Raw genomic sequence first — 25,511 nt, forward strand, 5'->3', positions numbered from 1 at the left:
GTCAAGACCGCAAATCGAGCCGGAAGTCGGTCGCGATGCCCGGGCAGGACACCTCGTAGACGCCGCGCTCGAGGTTGGGCGTCGAGAGCTCGCCCGTCTCGTCGGTGCGCGCCGAGAAGATCGCGCGACGCTGACGGCGCAGCGCGACGCGCTGTCCGGCGAGCCCGCGACCGTCGAGGTCGCGCAGCGCGAGCGTCAGCGCGACGACGTCGCCGTCGGGGACGAGCGTCGCGCGGATCTCGGCGCCCGGCGCGCGGATGACGAACGACAGCGGCGAGCCGTTCGTGCCGCGCACGACCGGGGTCGCGACCGCGAGCGGCTCGATGCCGAGGATGCCCTCGCCCAGCGTGCGCTCGACGAGCTCGAGCGCGCCGCGCACGAGCCGCACCACGACGCCGGCCGCGGTCTTCTTCTCCTCGGCGGGCGTCCAGCGCGACGCGACGCGGCTCTTCAGCGCCTCGGGCACCGCGACCGCGCTCGCCGTCGCGAGCGCGCGGCGCAGCGCGATCGCCTCGCCGGCGGCGACCAGGCAGGCGTCGCAGCGCGCGAGGTGGAGCTCCGCGTGCTCGGCGGCCGACGGGTCCAGCGCGCCGTGCGCGAGCGCGACCAGCGTGCCCTCGGGCAGGCAGCCGGCGCCGCGCTCGGGGACGCGGCGGGCTGCCGCGCTCGTGCGCGCGGATCTGCGAAGCGCCGTGTCGGCCTGCGCGAGCGCATCGAAGGACGCGCGGCACGCGCTGCAGCCGCCGAGGTGCTCCTCGAGCGCGGTCCGCTCGGCGCCGGCGAGCTCGCCGTCGACGAGCCGCGACAGGTCCTCGCCCGTGGGGTGGCCGGCGACGGTCACGAGCGTGCCCCCGTCTCGGGCGTGGCCTGTCCGGCGCGCGCCGCGAGCTTCTGACGCAGGCGGTGGATCCGCGAGCACACCGTCCCGACGCCCACACCCAGCAGGCGGGCGATGTCCTTGTAGGGGGTCGTCATCTTGAAGTCGGCCATCTCCGCCACGATACGCCCTCGCTGGCGCTCCCGTTTCGCGATCTTGGCGCGCAGCCGCTCCCGCTTCTCCTCCAGCCGGGCCCGCGCCGCCGATCCGTCCGAGGGTAGAAGACGAATCTTTTCTTCCGTTTGTTGCAGCTCGTTCTGTCGGAGGACGATCCAGCCCCAGGCCGAGTCGAGCTCGGCCTGCAGCTCGGCGAGACGGACGTCGCGCTGCTGCAAGCCCGCGCGGATCTCGGCGATGAGCTCCAGGGTCTCGGTGATCGAGCGCTTCGCGGAGCGGGCGATGAGCCGCACGTCGTCGGGCTCGAGCTCGCAGTCGAGGAGCGAGAGGAGCTTGAGATCGAGCCGCTCGGTCTCGCTGAGCGACGCCCAGAGCTCGGCCGCGTCGTCGGCCGGCGCCGCCTGCCGCGCTTCGGGCGCGGTGTCGGGCGCGGGCAGGACGTCCTCGAGGGTGCGCGCGCCGTCCTCGCCGACCGGGGTCGCGAGCGACACCGTGTCGATGTCGTGCAGCGTCCGCTGCCACTCGAGGAAGATGCTCTTCAGGACGTAGAAGGAGAGGAAGGTCCGGAGCTGGATCTGGTTGCGGCCCTCGAAGGTCGCGAGCCGGGTGAAGATCCGGTCGCGCTCGAAGGCGTAGACGTAGAAGTCGGCGGCGAGCTCCGCCGGGACGCCGTAGATGCGGGTCGGGAAGGAGTAGATGTCGCTCGCGAACTCGTCCTGGAACGCGCGCCGGGCGTCGCCGTCGCCCTCAGCGCATGCCGCGAGCCACTTGCGTAGCTCTTCGCTCGACCTCTCCATCCGGCGGCCGGGATCGCTTCCCCTCAGCCGCCGTTCGCGCGCCGCGGCTTGAGCCGGTAGCGGATCGGCACGCGCTTGATGCCGCCGACGAAGCTCGAGTGCAGCCGGGACACCGGACCCGCGAGCTCGACGTCGAGCAGCCGCTCGACCAGCTTGCCGAAGATCGCGCGCAGCTCGAGGCGCGCGAGGTTCGCGCCGAGGCAGAAGTGCTCGCCGATGCCGAACGCGAGGTGCGGGTTCGGCTGACGGTCGATGCGGAACGTGAAGGGATCCTCGAAGACCTCCTCGTCGCGGTTCGCCGACGGGTAGAACAGGCAGAGCGCGTCGCCCTTGCGGATCTTGACGCCGCGCATCTCGACGTCCTCGGCCGCGGTGCGGCAGAACTGGATGACCGGCGACGTCCAGCGCAGGATCTCCTCGATCGCCGAGTCGAGCAGCGACGGGTCGCGGCGCAGCTTCTCGAGCTCGCCCGGGTTCTGGATCAGCGCGAGCAGGCCGCCCGAGGTCGCGTTGCGCGTCGTCTCGTTCCCCGCGACGACGAGCAGGTAGTAGTAGGACAGCAGCTCGCGCTCGGGGACGTAGCTGCCGTCGAGCTGCGCGTTCGCGATCAGGCTGACGATGTCGTCGGTCGGCCGCTTGCGCCGCTCCTCGACCATGTCGGCGAAGTACTGGAAGAGCGCGATGCGGGCGCGCTCGGCGGTCTCCTCGGCGGTCGCGCCTTCCTGGTACTCCGGGTCGCCCGAGCCGATGGTCTCGTTCGTCCAGTGGAACAGCTTGTCCCAGTCGGTGCGCGGCACGCCGAGCAGGTCGGCGAGCACCTCGAGCGGCAAGCGCGCCGAGATCTTCTCGACGAAGTCCATCTCGTGCCACTCGCCGTCGGCGGGCAGCGTGTCGAGCAGGTCGTCGGCGATCTTCTCGACGGCGGGACGCATCGACTGCACGGCGCGCGGCGTGAAGCGCGCGCTCACGATCTTGCGGAACTTGCCGTGCTCCGGCGGGTCCATGTTGATCAGGTGGCGGGCCGGCTCCTCCTCCGGCGGCCGTACCGGCAGCTCGGGGAACACCGCGAGGCGCGGCGCATTCAGGAAGAGCTTCGGCTGCCGCGAGATGGTCACGATGTCGGCGTGCTTGGTGACCACCCAGAAGGGCGGCTGCGCGTGCGGGCGGTCGTACCAGTAGATCGGCGCGACCCGCCGCAAGAGGGCCCAGGCCTCGTGGGGATAGCCGTGCTCCCCGAAGGTCCGATTGCTGATGATGTCGATGTCGTCGAGGGACAACGCTGCCTGCATCGCGAACCTCCTCGCGGCCGGGACTCTATCACGGGTGACGGACAGCCCAAGAGCCCCGAGGGGTCGCGACGCGAGCGTCGTGACCGAATTCCGCGCGGCGCGTCAGCGACGGCGCAGGATCCTTCAGACGCGCCGCAGCGTCTCGACCAGCAGCGCGCGCGTGCGCGCGATCGACGCCGCAGGGTCCTTGCCGACCGGGAAGATCGACGCCAGGAGATCCGTGACGCCGGCCTCGGCGAGCCGCGCGATCTGCTCGCCGACCGCGCTCTCGTCGCCGACCAGCGCGACGTCGCCCGGGTTCTCGACGCCCTCGCGGTCGAGCATCGCGCGGTAGGACGGCAGCACGCCGTAGACCTGGAAGATGCGTCCCGCGGTCTCGCGCGCCGCAGCGACGTCGTCGGAGACCGCGATCGGCAGCCCCGCGACGACGCGCGGCGCCGGGCGTCCGGCCTGCGCCGCCGCCTCGTTGATCCGCGGCACGACGTGCTCGCGCAGCGTCTTCGGACCGGTCATCCAGGTGACGGTGCCGTCCGTGACGGTGCCGGCGAGCGCCAGCATCTTCGGCGCGAGCGCCGCGATCAGCACCGACGGCGGCTTCGCGCCGGGCACGTCGAGCGTCGCGTTCACGCGGAACTCGTTGCCCTCGTACGCGACCTTGCCCTCGCGCAGCAGCGGCAGGAGCACGGCGAGGTACTCGCGCATGTGGCTGTAGGGCTTCGCGAACGACAGGCCGAACATCCCCTCGATGACGAGCTGGTGCGAAAGCCCGATGCCGAGCGTGAAGCGTCCGCCGCTCGCGGCCGCCGCCGACATCGCCTGCTGCGCCATCGCGGTCGGGTGGCGCGGGTAGGTCGGCACGACCGCCGTGCCGACCTCGATGCGGCTCGTCGCGCGCGCGCAGACGGTCGCCGTGAGGATCGCGTCGAAGCCGAAGATGTTCGCGAACCAGGCGGACGCGAAGCCGTCACGCTCGGCGGCCTGCGTCTGCTCGATGAGGTCGTCGATGGTGGCGGGCTTGCCGCCGACGTCGCCGATGCCGATGCCGATGCGCATGCGGGCGAGCCTCCCAAAAGCGACGAGGTGGTGCAATCGCGCGCTGCGGCAACGACGGCGCTCGAATCGCGTCCCGGGCAGCTCCGTCCAACGGGGGATGCCGCCGGCCCGGCACGTCGCGCGCCGCGCGACTTCATGTTCTAACCAGCCAATGGTTTTTCGGCTCCCGACGGCCGGCGCGCTCCTGCTCGTCGCGCTGCTCGCCTGCGGCGTGGGCTGCGGCAACGGACGCGCCGACGCGACCGCGCGCAGCGAGGCCGACGAGCCGCGCCGCGTCCGCCTGACGCCGGTGCTGGCGGGCACGCTGCCGGTCACGGTGACCGCGACCGGGACGCTCGCCGCCGAGGACCAGGTGGTGCTGAACACCAAGGTCGCGGGCCGGCTCGCGGAGCTGCCGGTCGACCTCGGCTCCGTCGTCCGTGCAGGCGACGTCGTCGCGGTGCTCGACCTGCAGGACTTCCAGCTCCGGGTCGAGCAGGCGCAGACCGCGCTCGCGCAGGCGCGCGCGCGCCTCGGCGTGCCGCTCGACGGCTCGGGCGACGACAAGGTCGCGGTCGAGCGCGCCTCGCTCGTCCGCCAGGCGAAGGCGGTGCTCGATCAGCAGCGGCTCAACCGCGAGCGGATGCGCAAGCTGCACGAGGACGGCATCGTCGCGCGCTCGGAGCTCGACACCGCGGAGGCCGACTACCGGGTCGCCGAGGCGCGCTACAACGAGGCCGTCGAGGAGGTGCGCTCGCGCATCGCGCTGGTCGCCGAGCGCAAGACGCAGCTCCGCATCGCCGAGCAGCAGCTCGCCGACGCGACGCTGCGCGCGCCGTTCGACGGCGCCGTCCGCGAGCGCCACCTGTCGATCGGCGGCTACCTCGACGTCGGCCAGCCGGTGGTGACGATCGTGCGCATGCACCCGCTGCGCCTGCGTCTCGCGGTGCCCGAGCGCGAGGCGGCCTTGGTGCAGGTCGGGCAGCCGGTGCGCGTGCGCGTCGAGGGCGAGCAGACGGTCGCGGAAGGGAAGGTGAAGCGCGTCAGCCCGGCGGTCGACGAGACGACGCGCACGGTGATGATCGAGGCCGAGATCCCGAACGAGAACGACGAGCTGCGCCCCGGCTCGTTCGCGACCGGCGAGATCGTGGTCGATCCCGACGCGCCGGCGCTGCTCGTGCCCTCGAGCGCGGTGGTGACCTTCGCCGGCGTGAGCAAGGTGCTCACGGTCGAGGAGGGCAAGGCGGTCGAGAAGCGCGTGCGCGTCGGGCGCCGCTCGGGCGATCTGGTCGAGCTGCTGGGCGGGGTCGCCGCGGGCGAGTCGGTGATCGTCGAGCCCGGCAACCTGATCGGCGGCCAGGCGGTCGTCGCGAGCGGCTGAAGCCAGATGCAGAAGCTCGCGGAAGTCTGCATCCGGCGTCCGGTCTTCGCGACCATGCTGATCCTGGCCCTGGTCGTGGTCGGCGCCGCCGCCTACATGCAGCTCGGCATCGACCGCTACCCCGAGGTCGACATCCCGCAGGTCCGCGTGCGCGCGATGCTGCCCGGCGCGGCGCCGCAGGAGATGGAGACCGAGGTCGCGCAGCGGCTCGAGGAGGTGGTCAACACCGTCGAGGGCCTCGACGAGCTGCGCTCGGTCAGCGGCAACGGCACCGCCAACATCATCGCGAACTTCGAGCTGTCGCGTGACACCGACGTCGCGACGCAGGACGTGCGCGACCGCGTGTCGAGCGTGCTGCGCGAGCTGCCGCCCGAGCTCGACCCGCCGGTGGTGCAGAAGTTCGACAACGAGTCGAGCCCGATCATGTCGATCGCGTTCTCGGCCGACCGCTCGCAGCGCGAGCTCACGGACCTCGCCGAGCGCGTCATCAAGGTGCAGCTCGAGCGCGCGCGCGGCGTCGGCGAGGTGCGCGTCGTCGGCGGGCTCGAGCGCGCGATCAACATCTGGGTCGACGCGGACCGCGTCGCCGCGCTCGGTCTGCCGATCACCGCCGTGCGCGACGCGATCCTGCGCCAGAACAGCCAGGTGCCGGGCGGCAACGTCACCACGCCGACGACGGAGTCGAACCTGCGCACCATGGGTCGGCTCGCCGACCCCGCCGCGTTCGACGACCTCGTGATCGCGACGCGCGACGGCGTGCCGATCCGCGTCCGCGACGTCGGCTGGGCCGAGGACGGCACCAAGGAGCAGCGCTCGCTCGCGCGCCTCGACGACGTGCCGACCGTGGTGCTCGAGATCCGCCGTCAGACGGGCGCCAACACCGTCGAGGTCATCGAGGCCGTCAAGAAGAATCTCGCCGAGGTCGCGAAGCAGATCCCGCCCGACGTGCGCATCCAGATCGTGCGCGACCAGTCGAAGTACATCTACGCGGCGCTGCACGAGATCACGCTGCACCTGGTGCTGGGCGCGATCCTCGCCTCGCTCGTCGTGCTCGCGTTCATGCGCAGCTGGCGCTCGACGGTGATCGCGAGCGTCGCGATCCCGGCGTCGACCATCGCCACCTTCGCCTTCATGTGGCTGCTCGACTTCACGCTGAACGGCGTGACGATGCTCGCGCTCGTGCTGATGGTCGGCGTGGTCATCGACGACGCGATCGTCGTGCTCGAGAACGTCTTCCGCTTCGTCGAGGAGAAGAAGATGCCGCCGATGGAGGCGGCGCGCGCGGCGACCGCCGAGATCGGCCTCGCGGTGCTGGCGACGACGCTGAGCCTCGTCGTGGTGTTCGTCCCGGTGTCGTTCATGTCGAGCATCTCGGGGCGCTTCCTCTACCAGTTCGGGCTCACCGCGGCGGTCGCGATCATGGTCAGCCTGCTGGTGTCGTTCAGCTTGACGCCGATGATGTGCTCGCGGCTGCTGCGTCCCGAGCGCGAGGGCGCCGCGGCCTCGCGCAGCGGCTTCTACGCGCGCCTCGACGATTGGTACGCGCGCGCGCTCACCTGGGCGCTCGCGCGGCCCAAGCTGGTCGGCACGTTCGGCGTCCTGGTGATCCTGTCGTCGATCCCGCTCTATACGGTGATCCGCCAGGAATACATCCCGACCGACGTCGACGAGGCGGAGTTCGAGGTCGCGGTGACCGCGCCCGAGGGCACGAGCATCGCGGCGATGGACGAGGCGATGCGCGCGGTGGCGGCGGAGATCCGCGCCACGCCGGGCGTCGAGACGGTGCTGACCACCGTCGGCGGCGGCTTCCTCGACGCGACCAACACCGGGCGCGCGACCGTGCTCTTGACGCCGCACGACGAGCGCACGCTGTCCTTGAGCCGCCTGGTGAAGGGCATCCTGACGCTCGATCCGCTCTCGGCGTTCCGCGGCAACTTCAGCCAGCGCGACGTGATGCAGGACCTGCGCGCGCGCCTCAAGCGCTTCAAGGACCTCCGCATCTCGGTGCGCAACGCGCCGGCGTTCAACCTCGGCGGCGCCTCGGTCGACATCGACTTCAACATCCGCGGCCCGGACCTCGAGACGCTCGCGCAGCTCTCGGAGGAGCTGCGCAACAAGGCGCTCGAGATGGGCGGCATCGCGGACGCGGACACGACCCTCAAGCTCGACAAGCCCGAGCTGCGCGTCGTCATCGACCGCGACCGCGCGGCCGACCTCGGCGTCGCCGTCGAGGACGTCGCGATGGCGATGCGCCTCATGGTCGGCGGCGACGACCGGGTGTCGCGCTTCATCGACCCGACGGTGAACGAGGACTACGACGTGCAGATTCGCCTCGAGGAGGGCGACCGCAACGACCCGGCGACGATCTCGCGGCTCTGGGTCGCGCGTCCCGGCGGCGGCATCGTGCGCCTCGACACGGTCGCGCGCCTCGAGCCCGCGACCACCGCCTCACGCATCGACCGCCTCGATCGCCAGCGCGTCGCCGCGGTGCGCGCGACCGTCGCGCCGGGCTACGCGCTCGGCGACCGCCTCGAGGCGCTGCAGAAGGCGGTCGAGGAGATCGGGCTGCCGCCCGGCTACAGCACCGCCGTCACCGGCCGCGGCCGCGAGCTCGAGCGCGCGTTCCGCGAGTTCCTGTGGGCGTTCCTGCTGTCGATCATCTTCATGTACATGATCCTCGCCGCGCAGTACGAGAGCCTGATCGACCCGGTGACGATCCTGCTCTCCTTGCCGCTCGCGGTGCCGTTCGCGCTGCTGTCGATCTGGCTGTTCCACGACACGCTGAACCTGTACTCGGCGCTCGGCATCCTGGTGCTGTTCGGCGTCGTCAAGAAAAATTCCATCCTGCAGATCGACCACATCAAGCAGCTGCGCGCGCAGGGGCTCGAGCGCTCGGCGGCGATCCTGCAGGGCAGCCGCGACCGACTGCGTCCGATCCTCATGACGACGCTGACGCTGGTCGCCGGCATGATGCCGCTCGCGCTCGGAACCGGCCCGGGCGCGGAGGAGCGGCGCACGATCGCGATCGTCGTGATCGGCGGGCAGACGCTGTCGCTCGTCCTGACGCTGGTCGTGACGCCGGTCGCGTACGGCATCTTCGACGACCTCGCGCTGCGCGTGCGCGAGCGCACGGCGGGGTTCGATCTGCGCGGCCTCGCGACCCGCGCGCGCACGGCGCTGCGGCTCTAGCGCGCGCACGGCGCTGCAGCGCTCGCGCCCGCACGGTGCTTCGGCGTTGACGCGCGCTCGCGATGCGCTCGCGGCGCGCGCGTTGCGCTGGCGTTTGCGCAGCCCGCGCTTCGGTCGTCGGCGCGAAGCTGGTAGAGCCCGTGCACCGCTCGCCGCAGAGAGCGCGGCGAGCCAGAGAAAAGGAGCGAACATGGTTCGATACCTCGGACGCGGCGCGCTGTACGCCGCAACCGCCTCTCTCGCGCTGCTCGTCGCCACGCCGGCGCTCGCCGATCAGGGCAAGCCGAGCGGCGTCGTGCAGGAGGGGATGGTGCAGACCAGCGCCAAGGTGCTGAAGGTCGACAAGGCGAAGCGCATGGTCACCTTCGAAGGACAGGACGGCGACCCGGTCACGATGCACGTGCCCGAGAGCGTCCAGAACTTCGATCAGATCGATCCCGGCGATCGGCTCGTCACGACGTACTACGAGTCGGTCGCGTACGAGGTGCGGAAGTCGGACGGCAGCGCGCCGTCGATCGGCACCGCCGCCGAGGTCGATCGCGCGAAGGAAGGTCAGAAGCCCGGCGTCATCGGCGCGCAGACCGTGACGCTGACCATGAAGATCACCGACGTCGACAAGCAGGAATCCGAGATCACGCTCGAGGGCCCGGACGGCACGCTGCGCACCATCAAGGTCCGCGACCAGGACAAGCTCGGCCAGCTCGAGGTCGGCGACATGGTCGACATCACCTTCACCGAGGCGATCGCGGTCACGGTCGAGCCGAGCGAAGGGTAGCGTCTTGTCTGCACGCGAGCGGGCGGGGTAGACGAGGCGGATGCGCATCCTCCGCTTGGTCTTGCCCCGCCCGGCGCGCAGAGCCGCCGTCGCCGCCCTCCTGCTCTGCACCCCGACGCTTGCGCTCGCGGACGACGCGGCCAAGCCCGCCTCCGAATCCAAGCCGGCCGCGGACGCCAAGCCGGCCGCGGACGCCAAGCCCGCCGCCGACGCCAAGACCACCGAGAGCCCGCGCGCCCCGGACGAGAGCGAGCGCGCGGCGATGCTCGAGCTGCTGAAGGTCGAGACCGCACCGGCGCGCGCCGCGTGGTTCGTCTACGGAGCCGGCGACGCCGAGAGCAAGGCGCTCGCCGACGCGCTCGCGAGCGTGTTCCGCGAGGGCGGCTGGAAGGTGCACAGCGAGCCGCTGCGCGGGCTCGTGCTCAAGCCCGGCGTCTCGATGCTGATGGCCGACGAGGAGCCGCCGACCTGGGCGCAGACCGCGCTCGAGGCCATGCAGGCGAGCGGCATCGAGGTCAAGGCGGCGACCGGCTACCGGTCGTACTACGAGGAGAAGAAGCGCGAGAACCCGAGCTGGCCCGGCATCCCGCTCGCGGACGAGCAGGTGTTCGTGATCGTGCTCGGACCGCAGCCGAAGGCCTGACGGCAGCCTGACGCAGCGACGGCCGGGACGTCTCCACGTCCGTGCGATGGCCGCGCGCCGGGCGCGATTTCCTGCGCTCGGCGTGCATGTTAACCGCTCGTGCGGCGCGCAGCCGTCGCCTCCCGCGGCGGATCTGCGCGCGCGTGTCTGGTCGCGACGTCCCGCCATGCTGCATGTCCGCTGCATCGTTCTCCTGCTCGCTGCGCTGGCGACGGCCGGATGCTTCGGCGAGCCGGAGCCGTACGTACCGCCGCCGCCCGAGGTGACGGTCGCGCAGCCCGTCGAGCGCGAGATCTCCGTCGACCTCGAGGCGACCGGGATGGTGACCGGCATCGAGACGGTCGAGGTGCGCGCGCGGGTGCAGGGCTTCATCGACGGCATCCACTTCCGCGCCGGCTCGATCGTCAACGAGGGCGACCTGCTGTTCACCATCGATCCGCGTCCGTTCCGGGCACGGCTCGCGCAGGCCGAGGCGGACCTCGCGGGCAAGCAGGCGTCGCTCGAGCTCGCGCGCAGCAACCTCGCGAAGGCGAAGGCGCTCGCGAAGAACAACGTCCTCGCCGCGCAGGAGCTCGACACGCGGGTCGCGGAGTACGACCGCGCGGAGGCCGACGTCGCGCTCGCGCGCGCCAACGTCGAGGCCGCGCGCCTCGACCTGTCCTACACCGAGGTGCGCGCGCCGATCTCGGGACGCATCTCGCGCAACCTCGTCGACCAGGGCGCGCTCGTCGGCTCGGGCGAGCCGACGCTGCTCGCGACCATCGTCAACGACGCCGAGGTGTTCGTCTACTTCGACGTCAGCGAGCGTCAGATGCAGACCTGGCTGCGCGCGAACCCGACGGCGCGCGCCGCCTCGAACGACGAGCAGCCGCGCCAGCCGGTGCTGCTCTCGCTGCCCAACGACGACGACTTCGTGCACCAGGGCGTCGTCGAGTCGGCCGACAACCAGGTCGACCGCGAGACCGGCACGCTGCGCATCCGCGCGCTGTTCCCGAATCCCGACCGGCGCATCGTGCCGGGCACCTACGTCAAGCTGCGCGTGCCGACGAGCCGCGAGCGCGCGCTGCTCGTCCCGGACCTCGCCGTCGCCGCCGATCAGGCGGGACGCTACGTGCTCGTGGTCGACGCCCAGAACGTCGTCGAGCGCCGCGACGTCGAGGTCGGCGCGCTCAGCGGACGCATGCGTCGCATCGTCGGCGGGCTCGACCTCGACGAGTGGGTGGTGGTGAACGGCCTGCAGCGCGCGCGTCCGGGCGCCAAGGTCGTGCCGCAGCGCTCGACGGTCGAGGCCGCGCTCGACGCCGCCAACGGCCGCGCGGGCTGACGCGCGCAGGAAGCCTTCGTGTCGAGTCGCTTCTTCATCGACCGGCCGATCTTCGCGTCGGTGGTGTCGCTGCTGATCGTGATCGCCGGCGCGGTCGCGTACACGCAGCTTCCGGTCGCGCAGTATCCCGACATCACGCCGCCCGTGATCTGGGTGGAGGCGCACTATCCGGGCGCGAGCGCCCAGGTCGTCGCCGACACCGTCGCCTCGCCGATCGAGCAGGAGGTGAACGGCGTCGAGGGCATGCTCTACATGTCGAGCACGAGCTCGAGCGACGGCTCGTACAGCCTGACCATCACCTTCGAGGTCGGCACCGATCCCGACATGGCGTCGGTGCTGGTGCAGAACCGGGTGAACGTCGCGCTGCCGCGCCTGCCCGACGAGGTGCGCCGGCAGGGCATCACGACGCGCAAGCAGTCGACCGGTCTCATCGCGGTGGTCGGTCTGATCTCGCCCGGCAACCGCTACGACGACCTCTTCCTCGCGAACTACGCGACGCTCAACATCCGCGACGAGCTCGCGCGCATCAACGGCGTCGGCGGCGTCGAGACCTTCCCGACCAAGGAGTACGGGATGCGTCTCTGGCTCGATCCGGAGGCGCTGAAGGCGCGCAACCTGACCACGACGGAAGTCCTCGACGCGATCCGCGAGCAGAACGTGCAGGTCGCGGCCGGCATCATCGGACAGCCGCCCGCGCCGACGGGGCAGGACTTCGAGTACACGGTGACGACGCTCGGACGCCTCGTCGGCGAGGAGCAGTTCGAGGACATCGTCGTCAAGACGGGCGAGGATGGGCGGCTCACGCGCGTCAAGGACGTGGCGCGCGTCGAGCTCGGCGCCAAGCGCTACGACAGCCTGTCGTTCCAGAACGGCGTGCCGAGCTCGACGATCATCCTCTACCAGTCGCCGGGCGCGAACGCGGTCGAGGTCGCGCGCGGCGTGCGCGAAGCGCTCGAGCGCATCAGCAAGACGCTGCCCGAGGGGCTCGAGCTGACGATGATCTACGACGTCTCGGACTTCGTCGAGGCGTCGATCTCCGAGGTGCAGAAGACGCTCCTCGAGGCCTTCGTGCTGGTCTTCCTCGTCGTGCTGGTCTTCCTGCAGAGCCTGCGCGCGACGATCATCCCGGCGATCACCATCCCGGTGTCGTTGATCGGCACGTGCGCGCTCCTGCTCGCGTTCGGCTTCTCGATCAACACCCTGACGCTGTTTGGCCTCGTGCTCGCGATCGGCATCGTCGTCGACGACGCGATCGTGGTGGTCGAGAACGTCGAGCGGAACATGCGCGAGCACGGGCTCGGCGCGCGCGAGGCGACGCTGCGCGCGATGCGCGAGGTGTTCGGGCCGGTGGTCGCGATCACGCTCGTCGTGATGGCGGTGTTCCTGCCGACCGCGGCGCTGAGCGGCATCACCGGACGGCTGTACCGCCAGTTCGCGGTCACGCTCGCGGTGAGCACGTTCCTCTCGGCGGTGAACGCGCTCACGCTGAGCCCGGCGCTGTGCGCGGTCTTCTTGCGCTTGCACGACGCGGGCTCGGCGAAGGGCGTCTTCGGACGCTTCGCGCAGCGCTTCAACGACGCCCTCGAGCGCGCGACCGAGCTCTACCTGCGCGTCGTCGCGGTGCTGCTGCGTCGTCGCGCGGTGGCCCTCGGCGCGTTCCTCGCGCTCTGCGCGGCGACCTGGCTGCTGGTTCGCATCGTGCCGACCGGCTTCCTGCCGATGGACGACCAGGGCTACATCGTCGTCGACGTGCAGCTTCCGGACGGCGCCTCGCAGGAGCGCACCGCCGCGGTCGTGCACCGCGTCGACAAGATCCTGCGCTCGGTCGACGGCATCAGCCTGGTCACGCTGCTGCCCGGCTTCTCGCCGATCAACGGCAACGCCTCGAACAACGCGTTCGGCTTCGCGTGCTTCTCGCACTGGAGCGACCGCATCGGGCGCGGACGCGACGTCTTCGCGATCATCGACGAGGTGCGCGAGAAGCTCGCGCCGATCCAGGAAGCGCAGGTGCTCGCCTTCCCGCCGCCGGCGATCGACGGCCTCGGGCAGACGGCGGGCTTCGAGATGCTGGTGCAGGATCGTCTCAACGCCGGTCCGGACGCGCTGCAGCAGGCGACCGACGCGCTGGTCGCCGCGGCCGCCGCCGACCCGCGCCTCACCAACGTCTTCAGCGGCTACCGCGCGGGCGTGCCGCAGCTCTACGCCGACGTCGACCGCGAGAAGGTCAAGATGCTCGGCATCCCGCTGCAGCAGGTGTTCGACACGCTGCAGGCCTACCTCGGCTCGGCCTACGTCAACGACTTCACGCGCTTCGGACGCACCTTTCAGGTCAACGTGCAGGCCGACGCCGCGTTCCGCGCGCGTCCGGAGGACATCGAGCGGCTCGAGGTGCGCAGCCCGTCGGGCAAGATGGTGCCGCTCGGCGCGCTGCTGAAGGTCGAGGAGCGGATCGGCCCCGCGCGCATCCTGCGCTTCAACCTCTTCCCGTCGGCGATGGTGACCGGCGAGGCGGCGCCGGGGACGAGCTCGGGTCAGGCGCTCGAGATCGTCGACCAGCTCGCGCAGCGCACGCTGCCGCCCGGGATGTCGATCGCCTGGACGGGCACGTCGTACCAGGAGCTGCGCGCGGGCGGGCAGGGGCTCGTCGCGTTCGTCCTCGGGCTGATCGTCGTCTACCTGATCCTCGCCGCGCAGTACGAGAGCTGGTCGATGCCGCTGTCGGTGGTGCTGTCGGTGCCGCTGACCGTGCTGAGCTCGCTGCTCGCGCTCCTCGTGCGCGGGCTCGACAACAACGTCTTCACGCAGATCGGCCTCGTCCTGCTGATCGCGCTCGCGGCGCGCAACGCGATCCTGATCGTCGAGTTCGCGCGCGAGTTCCGCCGCCAGGGACACTCGATCGAGGAGGCGGCGCTCGCCGGCGCGCGCGTCCGTCTGCGGCCGATCCTCATGACGTCGTTCACCTTCGTGCTCGGCGTCGTGCCGCTGGTCATCGCGTCGGGCGCGGGCGCGTCGGCGCGTCGCGCGCTCGGCACGGCGGTGTTCGGCGGCATGCTCGGCGGCACGCTGCTCGGCGTCCTGTTCATCCCGCTGCTCTACGTGGTCGTCGAGCAGGCGACCGAGCGGATCGCCGCCTGGCGGGGCGCGGCCGCGACCAGCGCGGCTGCGCCGCGGGCCTAGCCGTCGGCGCTAGCGAGTTCTTGCGGAAGCCCGCCCTCGCGGGCTCTCGTCGTCAGCCCTGGACCTTGGGCGCGATCTCGCGTGCGAAGCGCTCGGCGAGCTGCGGGCCGCCGAACCCCGACATGATGTAGTGCTTGACGCCCCACTCGCGCTCGCGCCGCTTGAGCTCCTCGATCCACTGCTCGCGCGTGCCGATCAGCGTCATCGGCATGCGCTTCACCTGATCGCCCGACAGGCCGAGCATGCCGCCCATGTTGTTCGCGAACTCGTCGCCCGCGGCCTCGGTGTCGGTCAGCATCGGCATGAACAGCGTGCTCGAGAAGGTGAGCTCGTCCGGGTCGCGTCCCGCCGCCTTGGCCTCGGCGCGCACGAAGTCGATCTTCGCCTTGAAGGCGTCCTCGGTGACCTTCGCGACCTCGCTCATCAGGATGGTGCCCGCGCGTCCGGCGTCGGAGATGATGTTGACGTGGTCCGCATGACGCGCGGCGATGCGCAGCAGGCCCTTGCCGCTGCCGCCGAGCATGACCGGCGGGTGCGGATCCTGGAGCGGCTTGGGCACGAGGAAGGCGTCCTTCAGGTGGTAGAACTCGCCGTCGAAGTTGGTGCGCGACTCGGTCCACAGGCTCTTCACGACGCGCACCGCCTCGTCGAGCATGCGCAGACGCGGCTTCACGTCGGGGAACGCGACGCCCATCATCTCGAACTCGGCCTTGGTCCAGCCCGAGCCGATGCCGAGCAGCGCGCGGCCGTCGCTCAGGTGGTCGACGGTCGCGACGTGCTGCGCGGTGGTCGCCGGGTGGCGGAAGAGGTTGCACAGCACGAGCGCGCCGATGCGCGCCTTGGCGGTCACCGCGGCGATCGCGCCGAGGATCGTCGTCGCCTCCCAGGCGTTGGCGCCGTCGTCGAGCCCGCCGCCCGCCTGACGCTCGTACGCCCAGTGGTCGGGCACGTAGAGCGCCGCGTAGCCCCACGCTTCGGCGTTGCGGGCGTTCTCGAGAATGTCTTTGGCGGGCAGTGCCGCGAGCTGCAGTCCGAAGTCCATGCGTGCTCGCTATGCGCAACGCACCGCCGTGTCAAAGAGGGGACGCGTCAGAGAGGCGCGCCGCCGCGCAGCACCGCGAACTGCCGCCCGGGCGCGTCGCAGGGGCGCTCGCCCGTCGGCGGACCGGCGCTCGGATCTCCCTCGAGGATGCGCGCGCCGGCGGGCGCGTACTGCAGAATGTACGCCTTGCGCACCGCGTCCGTCGTGTTCGGCCCGGTGAGGTGCGGCGTCAGCGACGAGAACACGACCGCGCCGCCGGCGCGCACGGCGGCAGCGATCGCGCGCTGCGGCGTCTCGAAGCACTCGAAGCCGAGCGGGTCGACGTAGCGGTGCGCGAGCGTGCCGTGCAGGTGCAGGCCGGGCGCGACCACCGGGCAGCCGTTCGCTTCGGTGGCGTCGGTGAGCGCGAGCCACACCGTCAAGTATTGCTGCGGCTCGACGTAGGTGTAGCCGTTGTCCTGATGCCAGGGGAAGCGGCGCGGCTTCTCGGGCTTCTTGTAGACCGCCTGATCCCAGTAGAGGTCGACGTCGTCGCCGACGAGGTCGTGGCAGACGTCGAGGATGCGCGGGTGCGCGGCGAGCGCGCGCAGACGCTCCGAGCGCGTGACGAGATGCGCCGAGAAGGTGATTGCACCGGCCTCGAGGATCGCGAGGCGTCCCTCCGGCAGCGTCTTCAAGTACGCGTCGGTCTGCGCCTCGAGCGGGTCGATCTCGGCGAGCGTCGCCGCGACCTCGTCCGGCGTCAGCAGGTCCTCGAGGACGACGAAGCCTTCGCGGTCGAACTGCTCCTTCTGTGTCGGCGTCAGCGCGCGCAGCGGCGCGGTGCGCACCTGCCAGGTGAAGCTTCGATTCCAGGGGTGCAGGCGCGCGCCCGGCGGCAGCTCGGGAGCTCGCAGCTCCGTCGTCTGCGCGCTCACGCTCACGCGGCGACGCCCGTCTCGAGGCCCTGCGTCTCCGGGCGCCCGAGCATCAGGTTCAGGTTCTGCACCGCCGCGCCGGCAGCGCCCTTACCGAGGTTGTCGAGCGTCGCGACCAGCAGCACGTGGCCGAGCGGGTTCGGCAGCACCCAGAGGTCGATCCGGTTGGTGCCGTTCGCGGCGCACGGGTCGAAGGCGCGCTCGTCGGCGGACACCTGCTCGCTGAACGGATGCACGCGCACGAACGGCTCGCCTGCGTAGCGCGCGGCGAGCGCCTCGTGCAGGCGCTGCGCCTCCACGCCGCGCAGCACCGCCGCGTGCAGCGGGATCTCGATCCGCATGCCGCAGCGGAACGGCCCGACCGCCGGCACGAACTGCGGCCGGTGCACGAGGCGCGCATAGCGCGTCATCTCGGGGATGTGCTTGTGCTCGCGGTCGAGCGCGTAGGGCGCCTCGTAGGGCAGCGTCGCGAGCCCGGTCGACGGATCCTCCCAGCGCTCGATCATCTGCCGGCCGCCGCCCGAGTAGCCCGAGAGCGCGTGCACCGCGATCGGCGCATCCGCCGCGAGGAGCTGCGCGTCGACCAGCGGACGCAGCAGCAGGATCACGCCGGTCGGGTAGCAGCCCGGATTCGCGACCCGGCGCGCGCTGCGGATCGCGTCACGCTGTCCCGGCGCGAGCTCGGGTAGGCCGTAGATCCAGCCCTCGGCGACGCGGTGCGCGGTGCTCGCGTCGAGGAAGCGCACCGGCGCGTCGCCGGCGAGCGCGACCGCCTCGCGCGACGCGTCGTCCGGCAGGCAGAGGATCGCGACGTCCGCCGAGCGCAGCATCTCGGCGCGCGCCTGCGGGTCCTTGCGCCGCGCCTCGTCGATCGTGAGCAGCTCGAGGTCGTCGCGCCCCGCGAGGCGCTCACGGATCTGCAAACCCGTCGTGCCGGCCTGGCCGTCGATGTAGACGCGCGCCTTCATGTCGCCCGCATCATGCCACAAGCGGCCGCGCGGCGCCGCTCCGCTCGACGGTCGTGGATGCGATCCGATTCAGCTCCGCGCCTCGCTCGCGACCTGCTTCGCCCAGCGGTAGTCCGGCTTGCCCGACGGCGAGCGCACGATCTGCTCCACGACGCAGAGCTGACGCGGCACCTTGTAACCGGCGATCTTGGTGCGGCAGTGCGCCTGGATGTCCTCGAGCGTCGTGCTCTGCCCCGGACGGAACTCGACGACCGCCGCGACGCGCTCGCCCCAGCGCTCGTCGGGAACGCCGACGATGGTGCAGTCGAACACCGCGGGGTGCGACTTGACGGCGGTCTCGACCTCCTCGGGGAAGATCTTCTCGCCGCCCGAGTTGATCGACACCGAGCCGCGGCCGAGCAGCGTGATGCGACCGTCCGGCTCGATCATCCCGTAGTCGCCCGGCATCGCGTAGCGCACGCCGTCGACGGTGACGAAGGTCTCCGCGGTCTTCTTCTCGTCCTTGTAGTAGCCGATCGGGATGTCGCCGACGCGCGCGATCTTGCCGATGCGCGGCTCGGGTCCGGGCGGGATCGGCCGGAAGTTCTCGTCGAGCACCACCGTGTTGCCGACCTTGGTCACGGTCGGGCCGCCCTTCATCTCGGTCTGTCCCGCCTGCACCATGACCATGCCGTTGTTGCCGGTCTCGGACGAGCCGATCGCGTCGATCATCATCAAGTTCGGGAAGTGCTTGAAGAACTCGTCCTTGACGGCGGGCGAGAAGGTGACGGCGCTGCTCGTGAGCAGGAAGAGCGACGAGAGATCCCAGCGCCCTGGGTTCGCGGCGAGCGTCTCGATCAGCGGACGACCCATCGCGTCGCCGGTGATCATCATCGAGTTGACCTTCTCCTCCTCGACCAGCGACCACACGCGCTCCGGGTCGAACTTGCCCAGCAGCACGACCTTGTTGCCGACGAAGCTCTGACCCATCACCGCCCACTGCGTCGCGCCGTGCATGAGCGGCGCGATCGGCAGGAAGGTCAGCGCGCCGCCCTTGCCCTTCTCGACCATGTGCGACGGGTGCTGGCAGCGCTCGTTGGTCATCGGGTCGATGCCGCCGCCGAGCGCGAAGAACACGTCCTCGTGCCGCCAGATGACGCCCTTCGGCATTCCCGTCGTGCCGCCGGTGTAGAGGATGTAGCGGTCGTCGGCGGAGCGCGGTCCGAAGTCGCGCTCGGGAGAGCCCGACGCGACGGCCTCCTCGTAGTCGACCGAGCCGATCGTCGAGGCGTCCTCGCCGCTGCCGTCCTCGATCACGATCGAGTGACGCAGGAGAGGCATCGCCGGCAGCACGCGCGCGACGCGCGGCGCAAACTGACGCTGGTAGACGAGCGCCTTCAGATCCGCGTTGTCGAACAGGTAGCGGAGCTCGTCCTCGACGTAGCGGTAGTTGATGTTGATCCAGATCGCGCGCAGCTTGAAGACCGCCCACAGCGTCTCGACCCACTCGACGGAGTTCAGCGCGTAGATGCCGACGTGATCGCCCACGCCGATGCCGTGGGCCGCGAGGTGGTGCGCGAGGCGGTTCGCGCGCTCCTCCATCTCGGCGTAGGTGCGACGCTTGCCGTCGCACACCAGGTACTCCCGGTCGCCGAAGTGATCGACCGCGTGCTCGAAGAGGTCCGCCAGGTTGAACTCCATGGCGGCGCACTAAATCACGGCTCGCGCGGCGCGCTCAACTTCGTGGCGTCTGGCGCAGCAGCGCGGTCGACAGCCCGGCGAGCGTCACCTCGAGCAGCAGCGCGCCGACCGTGTACGCCGAGATCCCGCCGCCGACGACGACGGCGCTCACGCGTCCCGTGAAGAGCCCGCCGGTCAAGAAGGCGAGGGTGACGAGCGCCGTGCGCCGGAGGTCGTGTCGCAGCGTCGCGAGCAGCGCCAGCACGCCGATCGCCGCCTGCAGACCGCCGTACATCGCGCGCAGCTCGGTGCGCCCGGTCGGCGTCGCGCCGACGACGCCGGCGATCTCGGCGAGCGCGTCGGGGCGCGCGAGCAAGTAGAGCCCGTAGGGCAGCCAGAGCAGCGCGTTGACGGCGAGGAACAGGCGTGCGCGGTCCATCGGCGCTGGATAGGAGGAGCGCGCCCGGCGCGTCAAACGGTCGCGAGCCACGTCGAGCGCCGTTGGCGCGCGGGCGCCGCCCGTCGTGCGCGGATCGTGCCGTGGCGGCGAGTCGACGAGCGGCGCTTACGCCTGCTCGACCTGCGGGCGCGCCGCGGCGACGCTCGGCGCCGCGCTCGCCGGCGCGCGCCGGAAGCGCGACAGCAGCGGCAGCGCCGCGACCGCGCGCCGCGCGACGCTCGGCCGCCGCACCGGCTCCGGCACGACCTCGCGCGCGCCCTCGATCAGGCTGAACTTGACGATCTCGAAGTAGGGCGAGAGGTCGAAGTCGCGCGGCGTGACCAGCGTGTGCGGACGGCGGCTCATGCGCAGGTGGCGCGCGAGCGGACGGCGCGACGGCCAGCTCGGCGAGCCGACGCCGACGTGGTACGCGCGGCGCTCGCCGCCTTGCGACTGCATCAGCTCCGCGACCTCCTCCTCGGTGCGCGGCAGCACCGGGAAGCCGACCGCGTCGAACGCGCGCGCGATCATCGACGAGCAGATCACCTCGGTCGGACGTCCGCTGCCGAACTCGAGCGCGTCGCGCCGGAAGCGCGCGGGGACGAGCGACACCGGCAGGAAGTAGCGCGCCAGGTCGAGCAGGTTCGTGAGATCGTACTCGCCGCCGATCTGCTCGATCACGAGATCCATCACGGTCACGACGTCCTTCGGCGCGAGCCCGAAGGGACGGCAGAGCCGCAGATGGAAGCCGCGGTACTTCGAGAGCGGCGACGCGACGACGCCTTCCTCGAGCAGCGCCTCGACCACCATGTGTTGCGCGTCCTCGCCGTAGCGCTCCTCGAGCGCGCGCGCCTGCGCCGGGTCGCGCCGCAAGAGCTCGTCGCCGACGTAGATCGCCGCGTGCGACCACGAGCTCTGCGTCAAGTATCGGATGACCTCGCTGACGCGCTGGTCGCCGCACACCAGCAGCACGTCGGCCTTGCGGATGTGGCGGCGGAGCTGATCGATGTCCTGACCCGAGCAGCGCAGGTAGGTGCCGAGCGGCGCGCTCAGGATCCGGCTTGCGTGGCGGTAGAGGAAGCGTCGCAGGCGATCGGTCACGGCGCCACGATGATGCGCCACCGACACGCCGTCATCGAGCAGAATTTTCGATGCTGCGTATCAGCAACGCTTGCGCGGCGCGTCGTGACGTTGCGTAGCGCATCTGCGATACGCGCGTCGCCGCGCGGCGACGCTACTCCCCGCGCACGCCCGGTCCGAGCCGACGCCGCAGGTCGTCCTCGAACTCCTGCACCGCCGGACCGCAGAACTGCTCCTTCAGCGCCGCGAGCCGCGGGTGACCGGCGTCGCGCTCGCGGTCCCACTCGTCGGCGAAGCGGCCGGACGCGATGTCCTGCGTGAGCTCGCGCATCTTGGCGAGCACGTCGAGGTGATCGTAGGCGCCGCGACGCGAGAGCTGACCGTACTGGCTGGTCGGCGAGTGGTACTCCATCTGCCGCGCGAAGCCTTGCTCGCGCAGCAGACGGTACGTGCGCTCGACCTCACCTGACAGAAAGAGCTCGGTGAGGATCGCCTCGAGCGGGATGTCCTGCTCGAGCATCGCGGTGACGAACGACGTGCTGACGTGTGCGAGCGCCGGCGACAGCACCTGCTCGACGGCGAGGTCGAGGATCGCTTCCTGGCGCGGCGTGAGCTCGATCCCGCCCTCGCGCAGGCCGCCGATCGCCTTCGCGATGGCGAGCGTGCGCTGCTTCGCCGTGCCGGTGACGTCGCGCTGCACGCCGACCGCGCTGATGAAGCCGCGACCTTCCTCGAAGCAGCGCCGCACCTCGGGTCCGAGCATGCGCGGCGCGACCATGCCGAGGTCGCCCGGCGGCGCGAAGCGATCGAAGGCGTAGTTGTAGCCGCTCGCGAGCACGGTGAGCGCGCGCTCCGAAGGATGCAGCGGCAGCGACGGGATCGCGTCGTCCGGGATCAGGACGCAGAGGACGTCGGCTTCGTTTGCTGCGTCGAGGTCGGACACCGCGAAGCCGTCGCGACGCGCCTGCTCGCGCGACGCGTCCGCGCGCACGCAGACCGACACGTCGAGCCCGGAGTCGCGCAGGTTGAGCGCCCACGAGCGTCCCTGGTTGCCGTAGCCGACCACCGCGATGCGCGCCTCGCGCAGCACGCCGAGGTCCGCGTCCTCGTCCCGATAGATCGTCGCCATGGCGCCCTCCCGGTCGTCTGGTCATAGGCCCGGTGGCTCGGTGCCGGCAAGACGACGGTCGTTGACTTCGCGACGCCGAAGGGGTTGCGAAGGGGTGGCGCGGTTCCTGCAGCGCAGCACGCGCAACGCTCGCCCCGGCGTGCCGGCCGTGAAGGAGGTCTGTGATGGCGCTCGAGCTCGGCAATCTCCACCACATGCCGACCATCAAGGTCGCGATGACGCCGTTCCCGTTCTTCGTCGAGATCGACGCAAGCGTGACGGAGGCGCGTGCGGTGATGCGTGAGCACGAGATCCACCACCTGCCGGTCACGGAAGACGGCACGCTCGTCGGCGTGCTCAGCGAGCGCGAGCTGCGGCTGCTCGAGGCGACGGGCCGGATCGACGTCGACGCGCCCGGCAGCGTGCGCGACGCCTGCGTGCGCGACGCGTACGTCGTCGACGTCGACGCGCCGCTCGACGAGGTGCTCTCGACGATGGCCGCGCGTCACCTGGGCGCGGCGCTGGTCGTCAAGAATCGAAAGCTCGCCGGGATCCTGACCAGCAGCGACGCGTGTCGCTTGCTCGCCGAGGCGCTGCGCGAGCGCTTTCCGGCGCCCGACGGCGACAGCGCGGCCTAGAGGCCGCGGCGCAGGACGTGAGTAAGGCGCGCGTCGGCGCCGCGACGTGATCCGCTCACGCCGCGGCGCCGCACGCGAAGGTGATGAACCTTACGGAGCGCTCCAGGCGAAGCGCACCGCGAGCGCGTCGTGGTCGCTCAGCGGCTCGCCCATCGGACCGACGAAGACGTCGGTCTCGAAGCGGTGCGAGAGCGCGCTCAGCGTGACGTCGTCGCCGCTGCGGAACGCGAACTTGTCGATGCGTCCCGGGGTCGGGCAGCCGACCGCAGCGCACGCGTCGATCAGCCCGGTCTCCGCGAGCAGCCGCTCGTACTGCGACCGGTCGGGCTCGGTGTTGGTGTGGAGGTTGAAGTCGCCGCCGACGATCACCGCGCGTCCGACGGACATCGTGTTGATGAAGTCGCGCAGCTGGCTCACGCCCTGGTCGCGCAGCACGTCGTCCTCGGGATCGCCGCCCGCCTCCATGTGCAGGTTGTAGACGTCGATCTCGACGCCCGGCGCGACCGTCGTGCGCGCGAAGCTGAAGCCCTTGAGCGCCAGGCAGTCCGCCGCGCTGTTGTGGCAGCCGTTCCAGCGCACGCGGGTCACCGGCTCGAACGGGAAGCGCGACATGCGGTTCAGGCCGTCACCGAGCAGCGCCGAGGGCCGCGTCGGGTCGGTGCCGAGCGGATGCGTCGCGGAGATCGACTTGTAGGGGTGCCGTGCGTCGGCGACCAGCAGCTCGTGGTAGACGCGCAGCGGCGCGAGCGGGTTCGGATCCGGCGTCTGCCAGCTCTCCTGGACGAGGACCAGGTCGTAGCCGTTGAGCAGCGGGCTGATGAGCGGCGTGTTGGTCGCCGGGTTCGAGCCCGAGATGCCCTGCGGCAGCCCCGCGACGTTGTAGGTGAGCGCGAGGAACTCGCCGGAGACCGACGCGGGGCACGACTCCGCGATCTGACCGGTGAGCGTGAACGAGCGCGCGTCGTTCTTCAGGATGCCGTGCGGGCCGAACGACACGCAGTACCGGTCGCCGCCGCGCAGGGACAGCATGACGTTCGCGCGCGCGCCGGGGTTCGGTGGGACGACGTCGAGCGGCGCCTTCTTGCCCGACATCACGATGCGCAGCGAGAACACGCCGTTCGGCGCCTTGCGCACGACCAGCGACGACACCGGTCCGTTCTCGCCGCGCGGGTCCGCGTAGCGGAAGCCCTGTCCCGCGGTCGCGCGCCAGAACGGCTTGCCGCTGCGCGCGGTCCCCTGCGGCAGCGGGAGCACGAGGTTCGACGGCGTCACCCCCGAGGTCCTGATCTGCAGCAGGGCGCCGCCGTCGGAGCCCGCGACCGTCGGGTCGCCGGTGAGGGTGTTCGGGCTCTGGCGCTCGCCCGCCGTCAGCACGAGGCGGCGTCGCTCGGGCTTGGTGGGCGCGGGGTTGGCGATCTCCAGGCGCTGTCCGAGCAGCGTCTGGTCCTCCGCGTGCGCGTCGCGCGCGGCGAGCGGTTGCAGGACGAGGCTGAGCAGGGCGGCGAGCGCGAGCGCGCCGCCGCGCGATCGGTCGAACGAAAGCATGCGGGAGTCCTTTCCGAAGGTCAGCGTGCAACGCGGCAAGCCGGTGGCTTGCACGCCGCAAGCAACCTCGCACGGCGGTCGCGCGGTGGTCAATTCACTCGTCGGCGGCCGCGCGGAAGCCAGCCTCCGAACCCCCGGTGACGGGACGAGCGCCGGGAAGGATCCACCCCCGCGATTTCCCGCTCGTACAGCGCGGCGAATTGGAGTATAGGTCGCTCGATTCAATCAGTTGATCGAGCGCGCGCGGCGCTCGAGCGAGGGGGCCCAGATGGAAGCGCAGGTGCAGGCCGACACCGCGACCCGCCTGTTCGGGGGCACGATCATGAGCCCGGTGCCCGATCCGTATCCGGTCTACCGGCGGCTGCGGCACGAGCGTCCGGTGGTCCCGCTCGAGGGGCCGCTCGGACGCAGCTACATGATCACGCGCTACGACGACGTCCACCGCGCGCTCAAGGACTCGGGGACGTTCTCGTCGCGCGGCAACGCGCGCGGCATCGGCCTGGTCATGGGCCGCACCATCCTCGAGATGGAAGGCGCCGAGCACCTGCGCCTCCGCCGTCTCGTGACGCCGGCGTTCTCGCCGCGCGCCCTGCGCGAGGGGCTCGACGAGGTCGTCGAGCGCATCGTGCACCAGCTGGTCGACGGCTTCGCGCGCGACGGCCACGCGGACCTCGTCGCGCAGTTCACCTTCACCTACCCGCTGCGCGTCATGGCGCACATCATGGGGCTGCCGATCGCCGACTTCGAGCAGTTCCACCACTGGGCGCTCGAGCTGCTGTCGATCTCCGAGGATCCCGCGCGCGGCTTCGCCGCGGCGCAGCGCATCGTCGACTACCTGCGGCCGATCCTCGAGGAGCGGCGCCGCGAGCCGCGCTCGGATCTGGTCAGCACGCTCGTGCACGCCGAGGTCGACGGCCAGCGTCTGACCGAGGAAGAGGTGCTGAGCTTCCTGCGTCTGCTTCTGCCCGCGGGCGCGGAGACGACCTACCGCTTGACCGGCAGCTTGATCTTCGCGCTCCTCGCGCACGACGAGGTGATGGAGGAGGTCCGCGCCGATCGCGCCGTGCTCGATCGCGCGATCGAGGAGACGCTGCGCTGGGAGTCGGCCGTGCAGTACGTGTCGCGCGAGACGACGCGTGAGGTCGAGGTCGCGGGCGTGCGGATCCCAGAGGGCGAGCTCGTGATGCTCGCGCTCGGCTCGGCGAACCGCGACGAGACGCGCTTCCCGGATCCCGACCGCTTCGACATGCGGCGGCCGAACGTCTCGGACCACCTCGCGTTCGGCTTCGGCGAGCACTTCTGCCTGGGCTCGAACCTCGCGCGGCTCGAGGCGCGGATCGCGCTCAACGTGCTGCTCGACCGCCTGCCGAACCTGCGCTTCGCGCCGGGCGAGGAGTGCCGGATCGTCGGACTCGCCTTCCGCTCGCCCGACCGGCTGCCGGTGGTGTTCGATGCTTGATGCTTGACGGCGGTCGCGCGCCGCGACGCGCGTCCTCCGCTTGACAGCGCCAGCA

General features: G+C 71.2%; 20 protein-coding genes. 8 read left to right on the forward strand and 12 right to left on the reverse strand.

From position 1 onward, the window contains the following. Position 1: 1 nt before the first annotated feature. The 4 genes from VIS07_04400 to VIS07_04415 all read right to left on the reverse strand — a co-directional run bounded on the left by VIS07_04400 (position 2) and on the right by VIS07_04415 (position 4,133). Positions 2-841, reverse strand: coding sequence for a zf-HC2 domain-containing protein (locus tag VIS07_04400; GenBank protein ID HEY8514740.1), 840 nt, complete (start codon positions 839-841; stop codon positions 2-4). Further along, positions 838-1,791 carry a hypothetical protein gene (locus VIS07_04405; protein HEY8514741.1) on the reverse strand — a complete coding sequence of 318 codons (954 nt, stop codon included), beginning with the start codon at positions 1,789-1,791 and terminating at the stop codon, positions 838-840. Before VIS07_04405 ends, VIS07_04400 begins: the two co-directional genes overlap by 4 nt. Positions 1,792-1,814: 23 nt before the next feature. Next, entirely contained in the window at positions 1,815-3,080 is a 1,266-nt protein-coding gene (locus tag VIS07_04410; protein HEY8514742.1) for a cytochrome P450, read from the reverse strand. A 123-nt stretch (positions 3,081-3,203) separates the two neighbouring features. Continuing rightward, on the reverse strand, positions 3,204-4,133 hold the full coding sequence (locus VIS07_04415) for a TIGR03564 family F420-dependent LLM class oxidoreductase (GenBank protein HEY8514743.1): 930 nt from the start codon (positions 4,131-4,133) through the stop codon (positions 3,204-3,206). A gap of 151 nt (positions 4,134-4,284) precedes the next feature. On the opposite strand from VIS07_04415, the gene VIS07_04420 reads away from it, so the two are divergent. The 6 genes from VIS07_04420 to VIS07_04445 all read left to right on the forward strand — a co-directional run bounded on the left by VIS07_04420 (position 4,285) and on the right by VIS07_04445 (position 14,601). After that, entirely contained in the window at positions 4,285-5,493 is a 1,209-nt protein-coding gene (locus tag VIS07_04420; GenBank protein ID HEY8514744.1) for an efflux RND transporter periplasmic adaptor subunit, read from the forward strand. Positions 5,494-5,499: 6 nt separating this feature from the next. Then, a complete protein-coding gene (locus VIS07_04425) occupies positions 5,500-8,682 on the forward strand; it encodes an efflux RND transporter permease subunit (GenBank protein ID HEY8514745.1) in 3,183 nt (1,060 codons plus the stop codon). A gap of 190 nt (positions 8,683-8,872) precedes the next feature. Beyond that, the gene (locus VIS07_04430) at positions 8,873-9,457 is read left to right on the forward strand and encodes a hypothetical protein (protein ID HEY8514746.1); all 585 of its coding nucleotides are present in this window, start codon (positions 8,873-8,875) and stop codon (positions 9,455-9,457) included. Between the two features lie 40 nt (positions 9,458-9,497). Further along, positions 9,498-10,100 (forward strand): hypothetical protein, encoded by a 603-nt coding sequence (locus tag VIS07_04435; protein HEY8514747.1) that lies wholly within the window; start codon positions 9,498-9,500, stop codon positions 10,098-10,100. 166 nt (positions 10,101-10,266) lie between these two features. Then, on the forward strand, positions 10,267-11,424 hold the full coding sequence (locus VIS07_04440) for an efflux RND transporter periplasmic adaptor subunit (GenBank protein ID HEY8514748.1): 1,158 nt from the start codon (positions 10,267-10,269) through the stop codon (positions 11,422-11,424). An 18-nt stretch (positions 11,425-11,442) separates the two neighbouring features. After that, complete coding sequence (locus VIS07_04445) at positions 11,443-14,601, forward strand: multidrug efflux RND transporter permease subunit (protein HEY8514749.1); 3,159 nt, start codon at positions 11,443-11,445, stop codon at positions 14,599-14,601. A gap of 52 nt (positions 14,602-14,653) precedes the next feature. On the opposite strand, the gene VIS07_04450 is transcribed toward VIS07_04445, so the two are convergent. The 7 genes from VIS07_04450 to VIS07_04480 form a co-directional block, all read right to left on the reverse strand. Continuing rightward, positions 14,654-15,643 (reverse strand): LLM class flavin-dependent oxidoreductase, encoded by a 990-nt coding sequence (locus VIS07_04450; protein ID HEY8514750.1) that lies wholly within the window; start codon positions 15,641-15,643, stop codon positions 14,654-14,656. Between the two features lie 47 nt (positions 15,644-15,690). Continuing rightward, the gene (locus VIS07_04455) at positions 15,691-16,566 is read right to left on the reverse strand and encodes a phytanoyl-CoA dioxygenase family protein (protein ID HEY8514751.1); all 876 of its coding nucleotides are present in this window, start codon (positions 16,564-16,566) and stop codon (positions 15,691-15,693) included. Next, positions 16,563-17,528 (reverse strand): N-acetyl-gamma-glutamyl-phosphate reductase, encoded by a 966-nt coding sequence (gene argC, locus VIS07_04460; protein HEY8514752.1) that lies wholly within the window; start codon positions 17,526-17,528, stop codon positions 16,563-16,565. The genes VIS07_04455 and argC overlap by 4 nt, the downstream gene beginning before the upstream one ends. A gap of 69 nt (positions 17,529-17,597) precedes the next feature. Then, the gene (locus VIS07_04465) at positions 17,598-19,208 is read right to left on the reverse strand and encodes an acyl-CoA synthetase (GenBank protein ID HEY8514753.1); all 1,611 of its coding nucleotides are present in this window, start codon (positions 19,206-19,208) and stop codon (positions 17,598-17,600) included. 34 nt (positions 19,209-19,242) lie between these two features. After that, positions 19,243-19,626 (reverse strand): DUF4345 domain-containing protein, encoded by a 384-nt coding sequence (locus VIS07_04470; protein ID HEY8514754.1) that lies wholly within the window; start codon positions 19,624-19,626, stop codon positions 19,243-19,245. A gap of 126 nt (positions 19,627-19,752) precedes the next feature. Then, positions 19,753-20,727, reverse strand: coding sequence for a lipo-like protein (locus VIS07_04475; GenBank protein HEY8514755.1), 975 nt, complete (start codon positions 20,725-20,727; stop codon positions 19,753-19,755). Between the two features lie 133 nt (positions 20,728-20,860). Beyond that, a complete protein-coding gene (locus VIS07_04480; GenBank protein ID HEY8514756.1) occupies positions 20,861-21,835 on the reverse strand; it encodes an NAD(P)-binding domain-containing protein in 975 nt (324 codons plus the stop codon). 164 nt (positions 21,836-21,999) lie between these two features. Here VIS07_04480 and VIS07_04485 point away from each other — a divergent pair, with 164 nt between their 5' ends. Further along, positions 22,000-22,452, forward strand: coding sequence for a CBS domain-containing protein (locus VIS07_04485; protein HEY8514757.1), 453 nt, complete (start codon positions 22,000-22,002; stop codon positions 22,450-22,452). 90 nt (positions 22,453-22,542) lie between these two features. On the opposite strand, the gene VIS07_04490 is transcribed toward VIS07_04485, so the two are convergent. Further along, entirely contained in the window at positions 22,543-23,997 is a 1,455-nt protein-coding gene (locus tag VIS07_04490) for a hypothetical protein (protein HEY8514758.1), read from the reverse strand. A gap of 268 nt (positions 23,998-24,265) precedes the next feature. On the opposite strand from VIS07_04490, the gene VIS07_04495 reads away from it, so the two are divergent. Beyond that, the gene (locus VIS07_04495; protein ID HEY8514759.1) at positions 24,266-25,456 is read left to right on the forward strand and encodes a cytochrome P450; all 1,191 of its coding nucleotides are present in this window, start codon (positions 24,266-24,268) and stop codon (positions 25,454-25,456) included. The last annotated feature ends 55 nt before the right edge of the window (positions 25,457-25,511 follow it).

The sequence above is a fragment of the Candidatus Binatia bacterium genome, from assembly GCA_036563615.1.
Lineage (GTDB): Bacteria > Desulfobacterota > Binatia > UBA12015 > UBA12015 > DATCMB01.